General features: G+C 36.2%; 17 protein-coding genes and 1 tRNA gene. 12 read left to right on the top strand and 6 right to left on the bottom strand.

Annotated features, from left to right (window positions below; all coding sequences use genetic code 11):
* The first annotated feature begins 87 nt into the window (after nucleotides 1–87).
* The gene (locus AC3WJF_RS01395) at nucleotides 88–300 is read left to right on the top strand and encodes a hypothetical protein (RefSeq protein WP_492449311.1); all 213 of its coding nucleotides are present in this window, start codon (nucleotides 88–90) and stop codon (nucleotides 298–300) included.
* A gap of 54 nt (nucleotides 301–354) precedes the next feature.
* Here AC3WJF_RS01395 and AC3WJF_RS01390 read toward each other — a convergent pair whose 3' ends face one another.
* Entirely contained in the window at nucleotides 355–720 is a 366-nt protein-coding gene (locus AC3WJF_RS01390) for a YuzC family spore coat inner layer protein (RefSeq protein ID WP_492449310.1), read from the bottom strand.
* Nucleotides 721–845: 125 nt separating this feature from the next.
* Between AC3WJF_RS01390 and AC3WJF_RS01385 the strand changes: the two genes are divergently transcribed.
* On the top strand, nucleotides 846–1,232 hold the full coding sequence (locus AC3WJF_RS01385; protein ID WP_492449309.1) for a PaaI family thioesterase: 387 nt from the start codon (nucleotides 846–848) through the stop codon (nucleotides 1,230–1,232).
* A 68-nt stretch (nucleotides 1,233–1,300) separates the two neighbouring features.
* Here AC3WJF_RS01385 and kapB read toward each other — a convergent pair whose 3' ends face one another.
* The gene (kapB, locus tag AC3WJF_RS01380) at nucleotides 1,301–1,702 is read right to left on the bottom strand and encodes a kinase-associated lipoprotein KapB (RefSeq protein WP_492449487.1); all 402 of its coding nucleotides are present in this window, start codon (nucleotides 1,700–1,702) and stop codon (nucleotides 1,301–1,303) included.
* A 311-nt stretch (nucleotides 1,703–2,013) separates the two neighbouring features.
* Here kapB and AC3WJF_RS01375 point away from each other — a divergent pair, with 311 nt between their 5' ends.
* The 3 genes from AC3WJF_RS01375 (at nucleotide 2,014) to AC3WJF_RS01365 (ending at nucleotide 3,209) form a co-directional block, all read left to right on the top strand.
* On the top strand, nucleotides 2,014–2,616 hold the full coding sequence (locus AC3WJF_RS01375) for a peptidylprolyl isomerase (RefSeq protein WP_492449308.1): 603 nt from the start codon (nucleotides 2,014–2,016) through the stop codon (nucleotides 2,614–2,616).
* Between the two features lie 176 nt (nucleotides 2,617–2,792).
* Entirely contained in the window at nucleotides 2,793–3,002 is a 210-nt protein-coding gene (locus AC3WJF_RS01370) for a hypothetical protein (protein ID WP_492449307.1), read from the top strand.
* Between the two features lie 93 nt (nucleotides 3,003–3,095).
* The gene (locus AC3WJF_RS01365) at nucleotides 3,096–3,209 is read left to right on the top strand and encodes a DUF1871 family protein (RefSeq protein WP_492449306.1); all 114 of its coding nucleotides are present in this window, start codon (nucleotides 3,096–3,098) and stop codon (nucleotides 3,207–3,209) included.
* 196 nt (nucleotides 3,210–3,405) lie between these two features.
* Here AC3WJF_RS01365 and AC3WJF_RS01360 read toward each other — a convergent pair whose 3' ends face one another.
* Complete coding sequence (locus tag AC3WJF_RS01360; RefSeq protein WP_492449305.1) at nucleotides 3,406–3,609, bottom strand: helix-turn-helix domain-containing protein; 204 nt, start codon at nucleotides 3,607–3,609, stop codon at nucleotides 3,406–3,408.
* 368 nt (nucleotides 3,610–3,977) lie between these two features.
* On the opposite strand from AC3WJF_RS01360, the gene yugI reads away from it, so the two are divergent.
* Entirely contained in the window at nucleotides 3,978–4,415 is a 438-nt protein-coding gene (gene yugI / locus AC3WJF_RS01355; RefSeq protein ID WP_492449486.1) for a S1 domain-containing post-transcriptional regulator GSP13, read from the top strand.
* Between the two features lie 40 nt (nucleotides 4,416–4,455).
* Here the strand turns inward: yugI and AC3WJF_RS01350 are convergent, their stop codons facing one another.
* Complete coding sequence (locus AC3WJF_RS01350) at nucleotides 4,456–5,799, bottom strand: sigma 54-interacting transcriptional regulator (RefSeq protein WP_492449304.1); 1,344 nt, start codon at nucleotides 5,797–5,799, stop codon at nucleotides 4,456–4,458.
* 176 nt (nucleotides 5,800–5,975) lie between these two features.
* Between AC3WJF_RS01350 and pruA the strand changes: the two genes are divergently transcribed.
* From pruA to AC3WJF_RS01335, 3 genes are all read left to right on the top strand, one after another.
* Nucleotides 5,976–7,520 (top strand): L-glutamate gamma-semialdehyde dehydrogenase, encoded by a 1,545-nt coding sequence (gene pruA / locus AC3WJF_RS01345; RefSeq protein ID WP_492449303.1) that lies wholly within the window; start codon nucleotides 5,976–5,978, stop codon nucleotides 7,518–7,520.
* A 203-nt stretch (nucleotides 7,521–7,723) separates the two neighbouring features.
* On the top strand, nucleotides 7,724–8,923 hold the full coding sequence (locus AC3WJF_RS01340) for an ornithine--oxo-acid transaminase (RefSeq protein WP_492449302.1): 1,200 nt from the start codon (nucleotides 7,724–7,726) through the stop codon (nucleotides 8,921–8,923).
* A 221-nt stretch (nucleotides 8,924–9,144) separates the two neighbouring features.
* Nucleotides 9,145–10,389 carry a Glu/Leu/Phe/Val family dehydrogenase gene (locus tag AC3WJF_RS01335; RefSeq protein WP_492449301.1) on the top strand — a complete coding sequence of 415 codons (1,245 nt, stop codon included), beginning with the start codon at nucleotides 9,145–9,147 and terminating at the stop codon, nucleotides 10,387–10,389.
* A 127-nt stretch (nucleotides 10,390–10,516) separates the two neighbouring features.
* On the opposite strand, the gene AC3WJF_RS01330 is transcribed toward AC3WJF_RS01335, so the two are convergent.
* On the bottom strand, nucleotides 10,517–10,744 hold the full coding sequence (locus tag AC3WJF_RS01330) for a DUF378 domain-containing protein (RefSeq protein WP_492449300.1): 228 nt from the start codon (nucleotides 10,742–10,744) through the stop codon (nucleotides 10,517–10,519).
* Between the two features lie 171 nt (nucleotides 10,745–10,915).
* Between AC3WJF_RS01330 and AC3WJF_RS01325 the strand changes: the two genes are divergently transcribed.
* Together AC3WJF_RS01325 and AC3WJF_RS01320 are read left to right on the top strand one after the other, a co-directional pair.
* The gene (locus tag AC3WJF_RS01325; protein WP_492449299.1) at nucleotides 10,916–12,265 is read left to right on the top strand and encodes a glucose-6-phosphate isomerase; all 1,350 of its coding nucleotides are present in this window, start codon (nucleotides 10,916–10,918) and stop codon (nucleotides 12,263–12,265) included.
* A 71-nt stretch (nucleotides 12,266–12,336) separates the two neighbouring features.
* Nucleotides 12,337–12,741: a YugN-like family protein gene (locus AC3WJF_RS01320; RefSeq protein ID WP_492449298.1), complete on the top strand. Its 405-nt coding sequence runs from the start codon at nucleotides 12,337–12,339 to the stop codon at nucleotides 12,739–12,741.
* Between the two features lies 1 nt (nucleotide 12,742).
* Here AC3WJF_RS01320 and AC3WJF_RS01315 read toward each other — a convergent pair whose 3' ends face one another.
* Nucleotides 12,743–13,789, bottom strand: coding sequence for a potassium channel family protein (locus tag AC3WJF_RS01315; RefSeq protein WP_492449297.1), 1,047 nt, complete (start codon nucleotides 13,787–13,789; stop codon nucleotides 12,743–12,745).
* 60 nt (nucleotides 13,790–13,849) lie between these two features.
* Between AC3WJF_RS01315 and AC3WJF_RS01310 the strand changes: the two genes are divergently transcribed.
* Nucleotides 13,850–13,922, top strand: a tRNA-Ala gene (locus AC3WJF_RS01310).
* Nucleotides 13,923–14,198 lie beyond the last annotated feature (276 nt).

The following is a 14,198-nucleotide window of genomic DNA, read 5'->3' as shown; positions in this document are numbered from 1 at the left end:
AGCTATATCCCCCTATGCTTGTGCCCAGTCCGAATTTGGTACATTCGCATATAGTGTAGTGATAAGAGAAAGAAGGAGGTTCCTACTTTGAATTATTATCATCCCACGCCACCGCCAGGACCGTATCAAAATAGACAATTCCCTTTTCTATTTGGGGCACCGCTCCTTGGTGGTTTTGTTGGTGGATTAATCGGAAGTGCATTATTGAGGCCGCGCCCGCCATATTATGGTGGATATCCTTACCCAGGAGGAGGAGGCTATCCATATCCTCCATACGGTGGTTATGGGCCATATTATTAAAAAGAATGGCAAGTATTAACCGGAGTTAGAATACTCTGTTTGATACTTGCTTTTTCACATCCATCTTATACGCAGTTCAACATTGCAACAATCGGTAGGGTCATTTTTTCGTGAAAGAATTAAGATAAGCCCAGTTGGATTAATTCGAATCTCAGATTTGCTTTGTATACCAGTTTGTGTGATCATTTTGTTCACATCATTTACTTTTGAATGTTGGGCAGCATCCATTAATTTTTTGGCAAATGATTCTGTTGTAGAAATCTGGCGCATTAATAATTGAGCATCTTTTAAAAGCGGGTCCATATTTTTAGCAGAGTTCATAAACATTTTGGGATCTACTGGAAGGAATTGGCGGTAAGGGTAATAATATCTAGGGAATTGTGGATACGCTTGGTAATAATGGGATGGATACCAACTCATCTCATCATCCCTTTCACTTTGTGAGTCGTCAATTATACATTATGCCCAAAAATCATGCATTATGAAAAGGATTTTTATGCTATATTCTTGAATAGATAGGAATATACAGTGAAGGAGGAAGTTAGATGGAAGTGAAAAATACGTTAATTGAAGCATTAGGAATTGAGATTAAGGAATTAAGTGAAGGAAAAGTGGTTGCAACAATGCCTGTTAATGAAAATACCCGGCAGCCATTTGGATACTTACACGGTGGTGCATCTGTAGCGCTGGCAGAGACAGTTGCAAGTGTCGGAGCCGTACATTTAATAGATTTAGAAAAAGAAATTTGTTTCGGATTAGAAATTAATGCAAATCACATCCGTGCGAAGCAAAGTGGAGTTGTAACCGCTACTGCAGAAGTAATACATAAAGGGAAAAGTACACATGTATGGCAGATTCACATAAGAGATGAGGAAGAAAATTTAATCTGCTTATCAAGATGTACAATGGCAGTTGTTCCTCAGAAAAAGTAAAAAAACAAATGCCAACAATCTAGCGAAACGCTAAAAGATTGTTGGCATTTGTATGGATGAATAACCAATTACCAATTTATAGTGTACATGGCTGTATATTCTTTTTTGATGTTTTCCAGACAATCCATACTTTTACGAGTAAATGGTGTATCTCCCGATTTTAATTCATCAAAAAGTATATTGGCTGCATCCTTTAATGAATCATGGTAAGCAGGAACTTCACCATCAAAATGCTTTACCATTTTTAATGGGATATTTGTTTGCTCCCGAAATGCTAATGCCTTTCTCTCGTGAAAAAATGGTACTTCTGTTTCTTTCGGATGATGTAAATCTCCTTGCATTGGATGTTTTAAGACTGCCAGCGTTTTCACTAAGTAACGATCTGGATAGCAGGCTGTAATTTCCCCAATATATTTTCCGGTTTTATTAAAAAAAGTCACAATTTGACCAGTCTCCATATTAACTCTCACTCGCTTTCCTAATAGAACAATAATAAGGCTGTTTTCGTACAAGTTGTAGTTTTTTCTTCGACAAGAAAATTTTAAAAATAGTACAGAATTGGGCATCTTTTCTTATTTGGTGCTTCATTCATATTCCAATTAAGGATGTTATAAGTTTTTCATTTATAAAAAAGCAACAAAGTTTAAGAAAAGAGCCTTTTATAAATATTATGAAGGATATTCGGAAAAAAGCAAAGAAATGGTCAACAGGCTTGCACTCAATGACAGAATTCTAGTAAAGTAGGAAAGAAGGAAGACATACATATAAAAGGAGAAGAAAAATGACAGAACAAAATACATATCCACAATTAACGAATGAAGTACTAGAAAATGAAAAACTCGTTGAGATGAAGACAAATTTAGGGACAATTAAAATTAAATTGTTTCCTGATTTAGCACCAAAAACAGTTAATAATTTTGTCACACATAGTGAAAATGGCTATTATGAAGGAATTATTTTTCACCGTGTCATTGATGGTTTTATGATCCAAGGTGGAGATCCTTCTGGTAACGGAACGGGCGGCCAAAGTATTTATGGCGAAACATTTGAAGATGAATTTTCTGAACAACTTTTCAATTTACATGGAGCATTGTCAATGGCGAATGCTGGCCCGAATACAAACGGAAGCCAATTTTTTATTGTTCAAAGCAATCAAACAGATCCTAGCATGAAGGGACAATTGGAGCAAGCTGGGTATCCAGAAAAAATCGTTAATGCCTATTTGGAAAATGGCGGAACACCATGGCTTGATTTCCGCCACACTGTATTCGGCCATGTAATCGAAGGTATGGACGTAGTAGACAAAATTGCTTCTGTTCAAAAAAACATGCGTGATAAACCAGAAGAAGATGTCATTATTGAAAAAATTACTGTGTTAAAATAAGTTGAAGCTGCCGTATTGGCAGCTTTTAACTTTGCATAGAAAATGAAAATATACTTTGTAAAAAAGTTGTCATTTCCTGCTGTTGGTTTTCATTATGAGAAATTGTTATAATATAAGAACGGTAATTTTATTTAATTTGATGATATTAGATTCTCTAATTGAAAGGGAGTAATGAAATGTTTAACCCTTTACATGCAATGGTATTAAATATGTTCTTATATTTTCCGGAAGATAAAAAAGAATATATTCCGGCATTTATTTCATTATCTATCTTCGCCATTCTTGCTGTTATCACCTTTATCATAATTTTAAAGGTAAATAAAAAGCAATTAACGAAAGCGGATCAAATCGAAGAACAGATTCAGAAAAACATGGAAAATAAATAAATATCAAAAGGACCAACACAATGTTAATGTAGTGTTGGTCCTTCTTTATGGTACTGAGTCGAGCTTGACACCAAGGAGGGATAGATTGTATTTTTGCGAGATGAATTTTCTTTTGAGGAAGTTATCCCTTTAAATAGTTGTTTAAAAATGGCAAAAACCTTAATAATTATTCAACAGCAAGCATCCATGTGCGCTGTAAAACATTGAATCTTAGCGGATTCAAAAAAAAGGACGAGGCTATTTGTCTCGTCAAAAAAATAAAAATAAAAAGGGGGAATACTAGTGTAGCTTTAGCCCAAGTTCCCCTGAGCCTCTACTAACAGAAAGCCTTGTGGTATAAGGATATCCAAAAATCAATAATATTAAACTTGGCACTATAAAAAAATAAATCCAATGTAAATAATTATTGGCCTTCCTCTGATAAGGCTGATGCTGGAACATCTAAAATAGTGGAAAGCTTAAAGATAGTTTCTGTATTTGGAACTTGTTCTCCTGATTCATATTTTTCAATCACCGCTGTACCTAGTCTAGCTTTCAATGCTAATTCTTCTTGTGTTAAATTTCTTTGCTCACGATAAAATTTAAGATTTTCTGCAAATGATGCCAATTTTCCATTCCTCCTAGTCGAATTCGTATTATTTATATTGTATCACAATAATATATTTGCCATTTATTTATAATTTTGAACTTTTCGTTCCAAATGTTCAGTTTAAAGTGTATAGTCTCTGTCTAACTCCAGGTGAAATTTGTACTTCAATTTCAATAGCGCCTATCGGATTTCTCCGTTTCCTCTCTATGATAAGTCAACCGCATGTGAAATGGAGCACAAATTTCACTCGGTAAAATTAAACTTCAAATTTCACTCGGTAAAATTAAACTTCAAATTTCACTCATCCGTACGCCGATGTGCAAGGCGCTTCAACTTTTCTATTTTGCGTAATATATACGGATATGATATAATTTTTAATTGCGTATATACAGGAGAAAAATAATAACGAAAATAGGAGTGGTTCCATGACAACAAATTATGAAATCGGATCAGTATTAACTGGAAAAGTAGCGGGTATTCAAGCATATGGAGCATTTATTGCACTTGATGACAATACACAAGGGTTAGTTCATATTTCCGAAATTAAGCACGGATTTGTAAAGGATATCAATGAACATTTAAATATTGGAGATGAAGTAAAGGTTAAAGTACTTTCCATTGACGAAGAAAGCGGAAAAATTAGCTTGTCTATCCGTGCAACAGAAGAAGCACCAAAAGCTGCTGCTGCACCATCAAATGCTAAACCTCGCCGCCGTCAAGTGATTGTAAAGACAGAAGAACCAACAGAAGGCTTCAATACTTTAAAAGAAAAATTGCAAGAATGGATTTCCCAATCAGAACGTGAAGATTTAATAAAAAAATAATAAGTAAAAACCCAGTCCTTTGTTGACTGGGTTTTATTTATTATTTTTTAGAAATACCGTACTTCCTCATTCGGTATTGTAAATTTTGGCGGCTCATTTGCAAAGCGTTTGCTGTTTTCGTGATATTAAAATCATGAAATTGTAATGCTTTTTGGATATAATAAATTTGTGCTTCCTGCATGTATTCCTCTAGAGGTTTAATTTCTTTGTCTTTTTGAAATAAAAATTCATTCTCCTCAGCTGTCTTATGGTTAAAATTAGCGGGCAAATGGTGAATATCAATCGACTCTTCATCTTTCATTAATTTCATTGTATTTTCAATTACATGCTCAAATTCCTTGATATTTCCAGGCCAATCATATTCCTCAAGTGCAAAAAGCACTTTTTTTGAAATCGTAGTCACATTCATTTGGAATCTTTCATTATATTTTTTAATTAATGCCTTTACCATTTCAGGTATGTCATTTTTTCGATTTCGCAACGAAGGAATGACAATGGAGGATTGACTAAAAAAATAATAAAGTTCTTTTAACAACTTTCCTTCTGCAATAGCATCGATAGGGTCATCACTTATGCTACCAATGATTCTTACATTGATAGGCCTTTCCTGTTTCTCTCCAATTCGCTGTACACTATCATTTTTCAATGAATGAAGCAATTTGGACTGTAAATCAATTGGCAGAATTTGAACTTCTTCAATTAATACGGTTCCACCATCAGCCATTTCCAGAAGCCCAGCTTGATTATCTTCACCAAATAATAGTTTTTCTAAATAGGAGTTCGAAAGCTCCGTACAATTTTGTGAATAAAATTTTCCTTGCAAGGTACTATTATAGTGAATACATTGGGCAATAATATCTTTATATGATCCATGCTCACCAATAATGAATAATGGTGAAACCATGGAAGATGCTTGTTTTGCTGAGTCAATCACATCTTTTGGAAACCATTTTCCCTGTTCAATTTGTTCAAATGTATAAGCATCAGATTCATTTGCTAATAACTTACTGCCAAGGATTCTTTCCAGCTTTGTTACATCTCGAACAATTTCGACCGAACCTATTGTTACATCTTCTTTTTTTATAGGATACGTGCTATGAACGGTGTTAATCTCCATACCCTTATTGTTAAAATATTTTTGTTTAATATTAAGAATCGGTTCTCCAGACTTTAATATTTGCAGCAGAATACTTTCTTCACCTTGAAAAAAATGAAATACATCGAGAATGTTTTTGTCGAGAACATCCTCTATCGCCATACCTTCGATTTCCATCATTTTTTTATTGTAAATAACTGTTTTCCCATCTCGATCTACGGCATGAACACCCACGTCTAAATAATCAAGTATGATCTTGTAAATTGATAATAAGGTTTCATATTCCATTAGAAACCACCCCTAAAATTTTTATTAAAAAAAGACTTGAAAAATGCAATGTATTTTTGCATTATTATATTGTAAGGGTTTTCTAAATGCAAATATTTTTTGCGGTAGTTAGTATTGTATTTAATAACTACGTTACGATGTAGTAGAAATTCAAGCTAATAAAAGGAGGAAGACAAATGATTCCTTACAGACACGAACCATTTACAGATTATAAAAACGAAGAAAACCAAAAAGCTTTCCAAGAAGGTTTAAAATTGGTGGAAAGTTATTTAGGTAAAGATTACCCACTTGTCATAGGCGGAGAAAGAATTACAACAGATGATAAAATTGTATCCTTTAACCCTGCTGATAAAGATGAAGTAATTGGACGAGTGTCTAAAGCAAATAAAGAACTTGCGGAAAAAGCAATGTCAACTGCCTATGAAACATTCCAAACTTGGCGAAAAGTAAAACCAGAAGTTCGTGCAGATATATTATTTAAAGCTGCAGCTATCGTTCGTCGCCGCAAACATGAATTCTCTGCGCTTTTAGTGAAGGAAGCAGGGAAGCCATGGAACGAAGCTGATGCAGATACTGCTGAAGGCATCGACTTCATGGAATATTATGGTCGTCAAATGTTGATGTTAAAGGATGGAATTCCAGTTGAAAGCCGACCTGGTGAATTTAATCGTTTCGGATACATCCCTCTTGGAGTAGGAATTGTTATTTCACCTTGGAATTTTGCATTCGCTATCATGGCAGGAACAACTGTTGCTGCGCTTGTAACAGGAAATACGGTACTTTTAAAACCAGCATCTACAACACCGATTGTAGCAGCAAAATTTGTTGAGGTATTAGAAGAAGCAGGCCTTCCAAAAGGCGTTCTTAACTTCGTACCTGGTAGCGGTTCTGAAGTTGGAGATTATTTAGTAGATCATCCAAAAACAAGATTCATAAGCTTTACAGGATCTCGTGATGTAGGACTTCGAATTTTTGAACGTGCTTCTAAAGTAAACGATGGACAAATTTGGTTGAAACGTGTCATTGCTGAAATGGGTGGGAAAGATACTATTGTTGTGGATAAAGAAGCGGATCTTGAACTTGCAGCACAATCAATCGTTGCATCTGCATTCGGTTTCTCTGGACAAAAATGCTCCGCATGCTCACGTGCAGTAATCGTAGAAGATGTTTACGATCAAGTACTTAATCGTGCAATTGAATTAACAAAAGAATTAACAGTTGGAAACCCATTTAATCGCAAAAACTTTATGGGTCCTGTTATTGATCAAGCTGCATATAATAAAATCCTAAGCTATGTTGAAATTGGTAGACAAGAAGGCAAGCTTATGATTGGCGGAGAAGGAGACGATTCAAAAGGATTCTTCGTTCAGCCCACTATTTTCGCTGATCTAGAACCTGATTCCCGCATGATGCAAGATGAAATCTTTGGTCCTGTTGTTGCATTTGCAAAAGCAAAAGATTTCACACATGCAATTGAAATTGCGAACAATACTGAATACGGTTTAACAGGTGCAGTTATTACTACTAACAGAGAACATATGGAACAAGCTCGCGTAGACTTCCATGTTGGTAATTTGTACTTTAACAGAGGTTGTACAGGTGCAATCGTAGGTTACCAACCATTTGGCGGGTTCAATATGTCAGGAACAGATTCAAAGGCTGGCGGACCTGACTACTTAGCCCTTCATATGCAAGGTAAAACAACATCTGAAATGTTATAAAAAATTAAAAGCGATCCTTCTTTCTAAGAAGGCTCAACATATAAGAATCTATGTCTAGCTATGGCGCATATCGGCTAGCGGATTTCTACGTCTCCTCCCTGCGGGTAAACATCAACTGTTTCCTGAATCTTGTGTCGAAGACTCCGAAATCCATACGCTAGAGCTGCGGCGCTTATGCTTTTATTTGAATGGGGGATATTTGAATGGAAACAATAACAAAGTCAAAACAGCTAATTGAGCAATCAGAAAATTATGGTGCACATAACTATCATCCACTACCAGTTGTAATTTCTGAGGCAGAAGGTGTTTGGGTCAAGGATCCTGAGGGTACTAAGTATATGGATATGTTAAGTGCATACTCAGCTGTCAATCAAGGACACCGTCATCCAAAAATTATCGATGCTCTAAAAAAACAAGCTGACCGTGTTACTCTAACTTCACGTGCATTTCATAGTGATCAGCTCGGTCCATGGTATGAAAAGGTAGCTAATTTAACAAAAAAAGAAATGGTACTACCGATGAATACCGGAGCGGAAGCAGTTGAAACTGCTATTAAAGCGGCACGTCGTTGGGCTTATGATGTAAAAGGAGTGGCAGAAAATCAAGCTGAAATCATTGGCTGTGAAGGAAACTTTCATGGACGTACGATGACAGCGGTTTCACTTTCTTCTGATGAGGAATATAAAAGAGGCTTTGGACCAATGCTTCCGGGTATCAATTTAATTCCATACGGTGATATTGATGCACTGAAAAAAGCGATTACTCCAAATACAGCAGCATTTTTAATTGAACCGATTCAAGGGGAAGCAGGGATTGTTATTCCTACGCCAGGTTTCTTAAAAGCTGCATATGAATTATGTAAAGAAAATAATGTATTGTTCATTGCTGATGAGATTCAATCAGGATTATGTCGATCAGGTAAATTATTTGCTTGTGACTGGGAAGAAGTTACTCCAGATATGTTTATCTTAGGAAAAGCACTTGGAGGCGGGGTATTTCCTATTTCTTGTGTTGTAGCAAATAAAGACATATTAGGGGTATTTAATCCTGGTTCACATGGTTCAACTTTCGGAGGAAATCCACTTGCATGTGCGGTGTCCATTGCAGCATTGGACGTTTTAATTGACGAAAAACTTGCTGAGCGTTCACTTGAGTTTGGCGAATACTTCATGAGCAAGTTGAAAGAAATTCAAAATCCGATGATAACAGAAGTACGTGGTAGAGGATTATTCATTGGAGTTGTATTAAATGAGCCTGCTCGCAAGTATTGTGAAGCACTTAAACAAGAAGGACTACTATGTAAGGAAACACATGAGAATGTAATCCGTTTTGCCCCTCCTCTAGTTATTTCTAAGGAAGATTTAGATTGGGCAATTGAACGGATTAAAAAAGTATTAGCTTAATGACAGGCTCTTTTCTTAAACTTGTTGCTATAATATACGGAAACTTCCAGTTACAACCGAATAAGGATTAATAATGATTCAACATAGTAAGAAAAGATGCCACGAGGCTAAGTCCAATTTAGGATTTATAATAAATGACGAAAAACAATAATCATTACGAAAACAAACCTATGGTACAATACTAGCGTCACACGATTATTTACAATAAAGAGGCGAAATCGATGGAAGAGAATCTAAATTTATTTACATCAACACAGGTAATTATTAAAGAAGCACTCTCAAAATTAGGTTTTAATGATGAAATGTATGAGCTATTAAAAGAACCATTACGTGTTTTGATGGTTAGAATTCCTGTTAGAATGGACGATGGTACAGTGAAAGTTTTCACAGGCTATCGTTCCCAGCACAATGATGCAGTCGGACCTACAAAAGGTGGGGTTCGTTTTCATCCTGAGGTTAATGAGGACGAAGTAAAGGCTCTATCTATGTGGATGACTTTGAAATGTGGAATTGTTGGTCTACCTTATGGCGGCGGAAAAGGTGGAATAGTGTGTGATCCAAGAACAATGTCAATGAGTGAGATTGAGCGTCTTAGTCGTGGGTATGTACGGGCGATTAGTCAAATTGTTGGTCCAACGAAAGATATACCAGCACCAGATGTCTACACAAACTCTCAAATTATGGCTTGGATGATGGATGAGTATAGCCGCTTACGTGAAAATGATTCTCCTGGGTTCATTACTGGTAAACCACTTGTATTGGGGGGATCAGAAGGACGTGAAAAAGCTACCGCACTAGGTGTAACGATTTGCATTGAAGAGGCTGCCAAAAAAAGGGGAATCGATTTAAAAGACGCACGCATTGTTATTCAAGGCTTTGGAAATGCGGGGAGTTTCTTAGCAAAATTCCTGCATGATTCAGGTGCAAAGGTAATAGGAATTTCTGATGCATACGGCGCTTTACATGATCCTAATGGTTTAGATATCGATTATTTGCTTGATCGTCGTGATAGCTTTGGTACCGTAACGACACTTTTTGAAAATACGATTACGAATAAAGAACTTTTAGAACTAGAATGTGATATTCTTGTTCCTGCAGCCATTTCGAACCAGATTACTGTGGAAAATGCGCATAATATTAAAGCATCCATTATTGTTGAAGCAGCTAATGGTCCTACTACGATGGAAGCTACTAAAATCATAGCTGAAAATGGCATATTATTAGTGCCGGATGTACTTGCAAGCGCTGGCGGTGTGACGGTTTCTTATTTTGAATGGGTGCAAAATAACCAAGGATATTATTGGTCAGAAGAAGAAGTAAATGAAAAGCTTCGAAAAAAACTTGTTGAATCATTCAATAATGTATACATTACTGCAGAAACACGTCGCATAAATATGCGTTTGGCAGCCTATATGGTTGGACTTCGCAATGCAGCAGAAGCTTCTAAATTTAGAGGATGGGTATAAGTAAGTTAAAAAAGCAACTCAACACTTTTAGTGAGAGTTGCTTTTTTTTGTTTTGGAAATGGCAAAACGAAAGGTTATTGAAAATTTTGTAACAATCCCATGGAGATGCAGCGCTTTCGCAATTGTATTATCTAGTTGACCTAGCTTCTGAGCGCTCAAGTTCTGGATTAGGTTTAAACAATAAACCAAGATTAATGAGCCCAGCAATTCCAACAATACCGTATATAATTCGTGTTAATGCACTTGCATGTCCAAAAATTGCAGCTACTAAATCAAATTGAAAAAAACCGATGAGACCCCAGTTAATAGCGCCAATAATGGTAAAGACTAATGCGATTCTTTGTATGGCACTCATCCTTTTTCCTCCTTTTTTTGATGGTTCACTAATAGCTTGTATTACTTCCCAATAAATTATTCATACTAACGAAAATGAAAATAATATGTGCTAATTTAATATCTGAAGCTTGAAAAACAAATTTTCTTTCGTTACAGTGAAAAAGTGAGAGTTCAAAAGGAGGAACATAAAATGTCACATATCCGTTTTGATTATTCAAAAGCACTTACTTTTTTCGGAAAGCATGAACTTACATACTTAAAAGAAGCGGTAAAAACAGCCCATCATTCTTTACACTACAAAACTGGTGCGGGTAATGATTTTTTAGGATGGATTGATTTACCAACGAATTATGATAAAGATGAATTTAAACGCATTCTTAATTCCGCCAAAAAAATAAAAGATGACTCTGATGTTTTACTAGTTATTGGAATAGGCGGTTCCTATTTAGGTGCAAGAGCAGCAATTGATATGCTGAATCATAGCTTCTACAATACTCTTCATGCAGAGAAACGCCAATCACCACAAATCATATTTTTAGGAAATAATATCAGTTCTACCTATATGAGAGATGTTATGGATCTTTTAGTAGACAAAAACTTCTCTATTAATGTTATATCTAAATCGGGAACAACGACTGAGCCAGCCATTGCTTTTAGAATATTTAAGAAGCTTCTTCAAGAAAAATATGGAGAAGAGGAAGCGAAAAAACGTATTTATGCAACAACTGATCAAGCAAAAGGCGCTTTAAAAACACTTGCAAATGAAGAAGGCTATGAAACATTCGTTATTCCTGATGATGTAGGCGGGCGATATTCTGTTTTAACTGCAGTGGGATTATTGCCGATTGCTGTAAGTGGCGCAAACATCGAAGAGATGATGGAGGGAGCGGCTAAAGCTAGAAGTGATTTCGATAATGAAGACCTAGAAAACAATCTTGCGTATCAATACGCCGCAGTCCGAAATATTCTTTATAATAAAGGAAAAACAATTGAAATGCTTATTAATTACGAGCCTGGTTTGCAATACTTTTCAGAATGGTGGAAGCAATTATTTGGTGAAAGTGAAGGGAAAGACCAGAAAGGAATATTCCCATCTTCCGCAAACTTTTCAACTGACTTGCATTCATTAGGTCAGTATATTCAAGAGGGGCGCCGAGATTTATTTGAAACTGTTATTAAGGTATCAAAACCGCGCCATGAGCTCACAATTGAAAAGGAAAACAATGATCTTGATGGCCTGAATTATCTCGCTGGTCAAACCGTTGATTTTGTGAATAATAAAGCCTTTGAAGGAACACTTCTTGCCCATACAGATGGAGGGGTACCAAACTTAATAATTGAAATTCCGAAAATGGATGCTTTTACATTCGGTTATCTTGTGTATTTCTTTGAAAAAGCTTGTGCCATAAGTGGATATTTATTAGGTGTTAATCCATTTGACCAACCGGGAGTAGAAGCATATAAGGTAAATATGTTTGCATTACTTGGCAAACCAGGATTTGAAGAGAAAAAGCTTGAATTAGAAAAGCGACTTAAATAGAATAGGGCTTCTTTGTGAGAATATTAGGCCACACCTTTGGGGAATTTAATTAACAAAGGAGTGGCTTTTTTATGTACAAAATTCCATCTAAAATTGAAGGTAAGCATTGTGAATTATATAAATTAGAACAGATTCTAAAACCAATTGGGTATTCCATTGGTGGCGGATGGGACTATGACCAAGGCTATTTTGACTTTAAAATGGCTGACGATGATGGTTATCAATTTTTAAGAATACCTTTTCGAGCTATCGAAGGCGCATTGGATTCTGACGGCACCATTGTAGAATTGGAAACCCCATTTATTTTAGCGCATGTATACCAAAATGATCTTGATGATTTTACTGGATCCGGAAACGTATCAGCATCCTTTAATCAGTTTTCCGAACCGAAGGATGAAGATGGAGATATTCCCAAAAAGTATATTGATTTTGGAAAAGAGCTTGTTCGAGAACTGGAGCAAGTCCTGCAACAATAGCTTAATTTGAAATGACGAGCAATTTATCTGAATTGGTAAGTGGAAAATGTAAGGGGGGATTAATAATTGTTTCTTCCCCTCTTTTCAATCCGATTAGCAATTTCCTTTCCTTTTTTAAAAGAGTGCTAATATCCTCAAAAGACTTCTCATTCCATTCACGGGCAACCGAAATATATTTTAAGTGGTTTCCTTTAATGTGGTCTAACATCATTAGAATTGTGTCAGACATACCATGAGATAAAAGCGAGTTCATCATGATATAACTTGACTGCGTATTTGTTTGGATCACTTCATCAGCACCCGCACGTTTTGCATTAATGACATTCTCATTCATTAAAATTTCGACCACACAGTAGATATCTGGATGAAACCCCTTTACTGCAAGTAAAATTATTATTGACCCCATATCTGCATGCGATTCATTTTCATTTTGATCGGCGGTAATTAAAATATATTTGGCATTTTGTAACCGAGCTCTTTGTAATGTTTCATCAAGGGATGCTTTTCCTCTTATAAAATGCACTTGATGTGAAGGGTATGGATTTTGCTCCAAAGTATTATCGATTAATACAATCGATTGATGGCGGTCTAAATCCAGCCATTGATCGATGACATTTTTGGAACGTCCATTCCAACCAACAATAATGATATGATTTTTTCCTCTATACATCTTTGTTCCTTTCACCGTAGCATTTTGTATGCGAATGGTGGTTGCCGCAATAGAAGCAAAATAAGCCGAGACAACCCCTGCACCAGTTAACACAAGCAAAATTCCCAAGACTCTGCCCTTAACTGTTACAGGGTAAATATCACCATATCCAACGGTTGCAGTAGTAATAACCGCCCACCAGATTCCTGTAAAGATTGTCGGAAATTGCTTCGGCTCAACATAATGAATAGCAATTCCAAACGAGAAAATTAACCCAAAAATGGTTAAAAGCAGCTTAATGGTAATTGGCCAGCGAAGAAAGCGAATATAAACATGCTGAAACATTTCATCAGCTCCTTCATTCCCATTATTTCCGCATTCGTTATACGCTATAACCAATTCAAAAAATTCCTTGCAGTTTTTGAAAAAATTAATATAATGAAAAGTATAGTTTCATAAGGGGCATTAGCTCAGCTGGGAGAGTGCTTGCATGGCATGCAAGAGGTCAGGGGTTCGATCCCCCTATGCTCCATCAATTTATCGACATTGTTTCTCGTAATAGCGAGGGGCAGTGTCTTTTTTTGTGTACTTCGGAGGGATTTGGGTTTCTGTTTGATGAGGTGGCTGTTGCTCCAATCGGACAGAGGTTCCGCTATCTGTGACAAAAGCAGTGATATTAGGGGTTAAGAGGACAGCAGATCCGTTAATACGGTATTTGTCCGCTATTTTACAGTGATTTTCATCAAATAGCGGAACCAGTGTCCGCAAACATGATGAAAAAGAGGGTTTTCAAGCAAATAGCGGAACG

Source organism: Heyndrickxia sp. FW510-T9 (assembly GCF_058781025.1).
This window is presented reverse-complemented; position numbering and strand designations above follow the sequence as displayed.

Coding starts and splice junctions, on each gene's coding strand:
- AC3WJF_RS01390 (WP_492449310.1), bottom strand. CDS start 720: ATGAGTTGGTATCCATCCCATTATTACCAAGCGTATCCACAATTCCCT.
- AC3WJF_RS01370 (WP_492449307.1), top strand. CDS start 2,793: ATGTTTAACCCTTTACATGCAATGGTATTAAATATGTTCTTATATTTT.
- AC3WJF_RS01320 (WP_492449298.1), top strand. CDS start 12,337: ATGTACAAAATTCCATCTAAAATTGAAGGTAAGCATTGTGAATTATAT.
- AC3WJF_RS01330 (WP_492449300.1), bottom strand. CDS start 10,744: ATGAGTGCCATACAAAGAATCGCATTAGTCTTTACCATTATTGGCGCT.
- AC3WJF_RS01375 (WP_492449308.1), top strand. CDS start 2,014: ATGACAGAACAAAATACATATCCACAATTAACGAATGAAGTACTAGAA.
- AC3WJF_RS01385 (WP_492449309.1), top strand. CDS start 846: ATGGAAGTGAAAAATACGTTAATTGAAGCATTAGGAATTGAGATTAAG.
- pruA (WP_492449303.1), top strand. CDS start 5,976: ATGATTCCTTACAGACACGAACCATTTACAGATTATAAAAACGAAGAA.
- AC3WJF_RS01340 (WP_492449302.1), top strand. CDS start 7,724: ATGGAAACAATAACAAAGTCAAAACAGCTAATTGAGCAATCAGAAAAT.
- AC3WJF_RS01350 (WP_492449304.1), bottom strand. CDS start 5,799: ATGGAATATGAAACCTTATTATCAATTTACAAGATCATACTTGATTAT.
- AC3WJF_RS01335 (WP_492449301.1), top strand. CDS start 9,145: ATGGAAGAGAATCTAAATTTATTTACATCAACACAGGTAATTATTAAA.
- AC3WJF_RS01325 (WP_492449299.1), top strand. CDS start 10,916: ATGTCACATATCCGTTTTGATTATTCAAAAGCACTTACTTTTTTCGGA.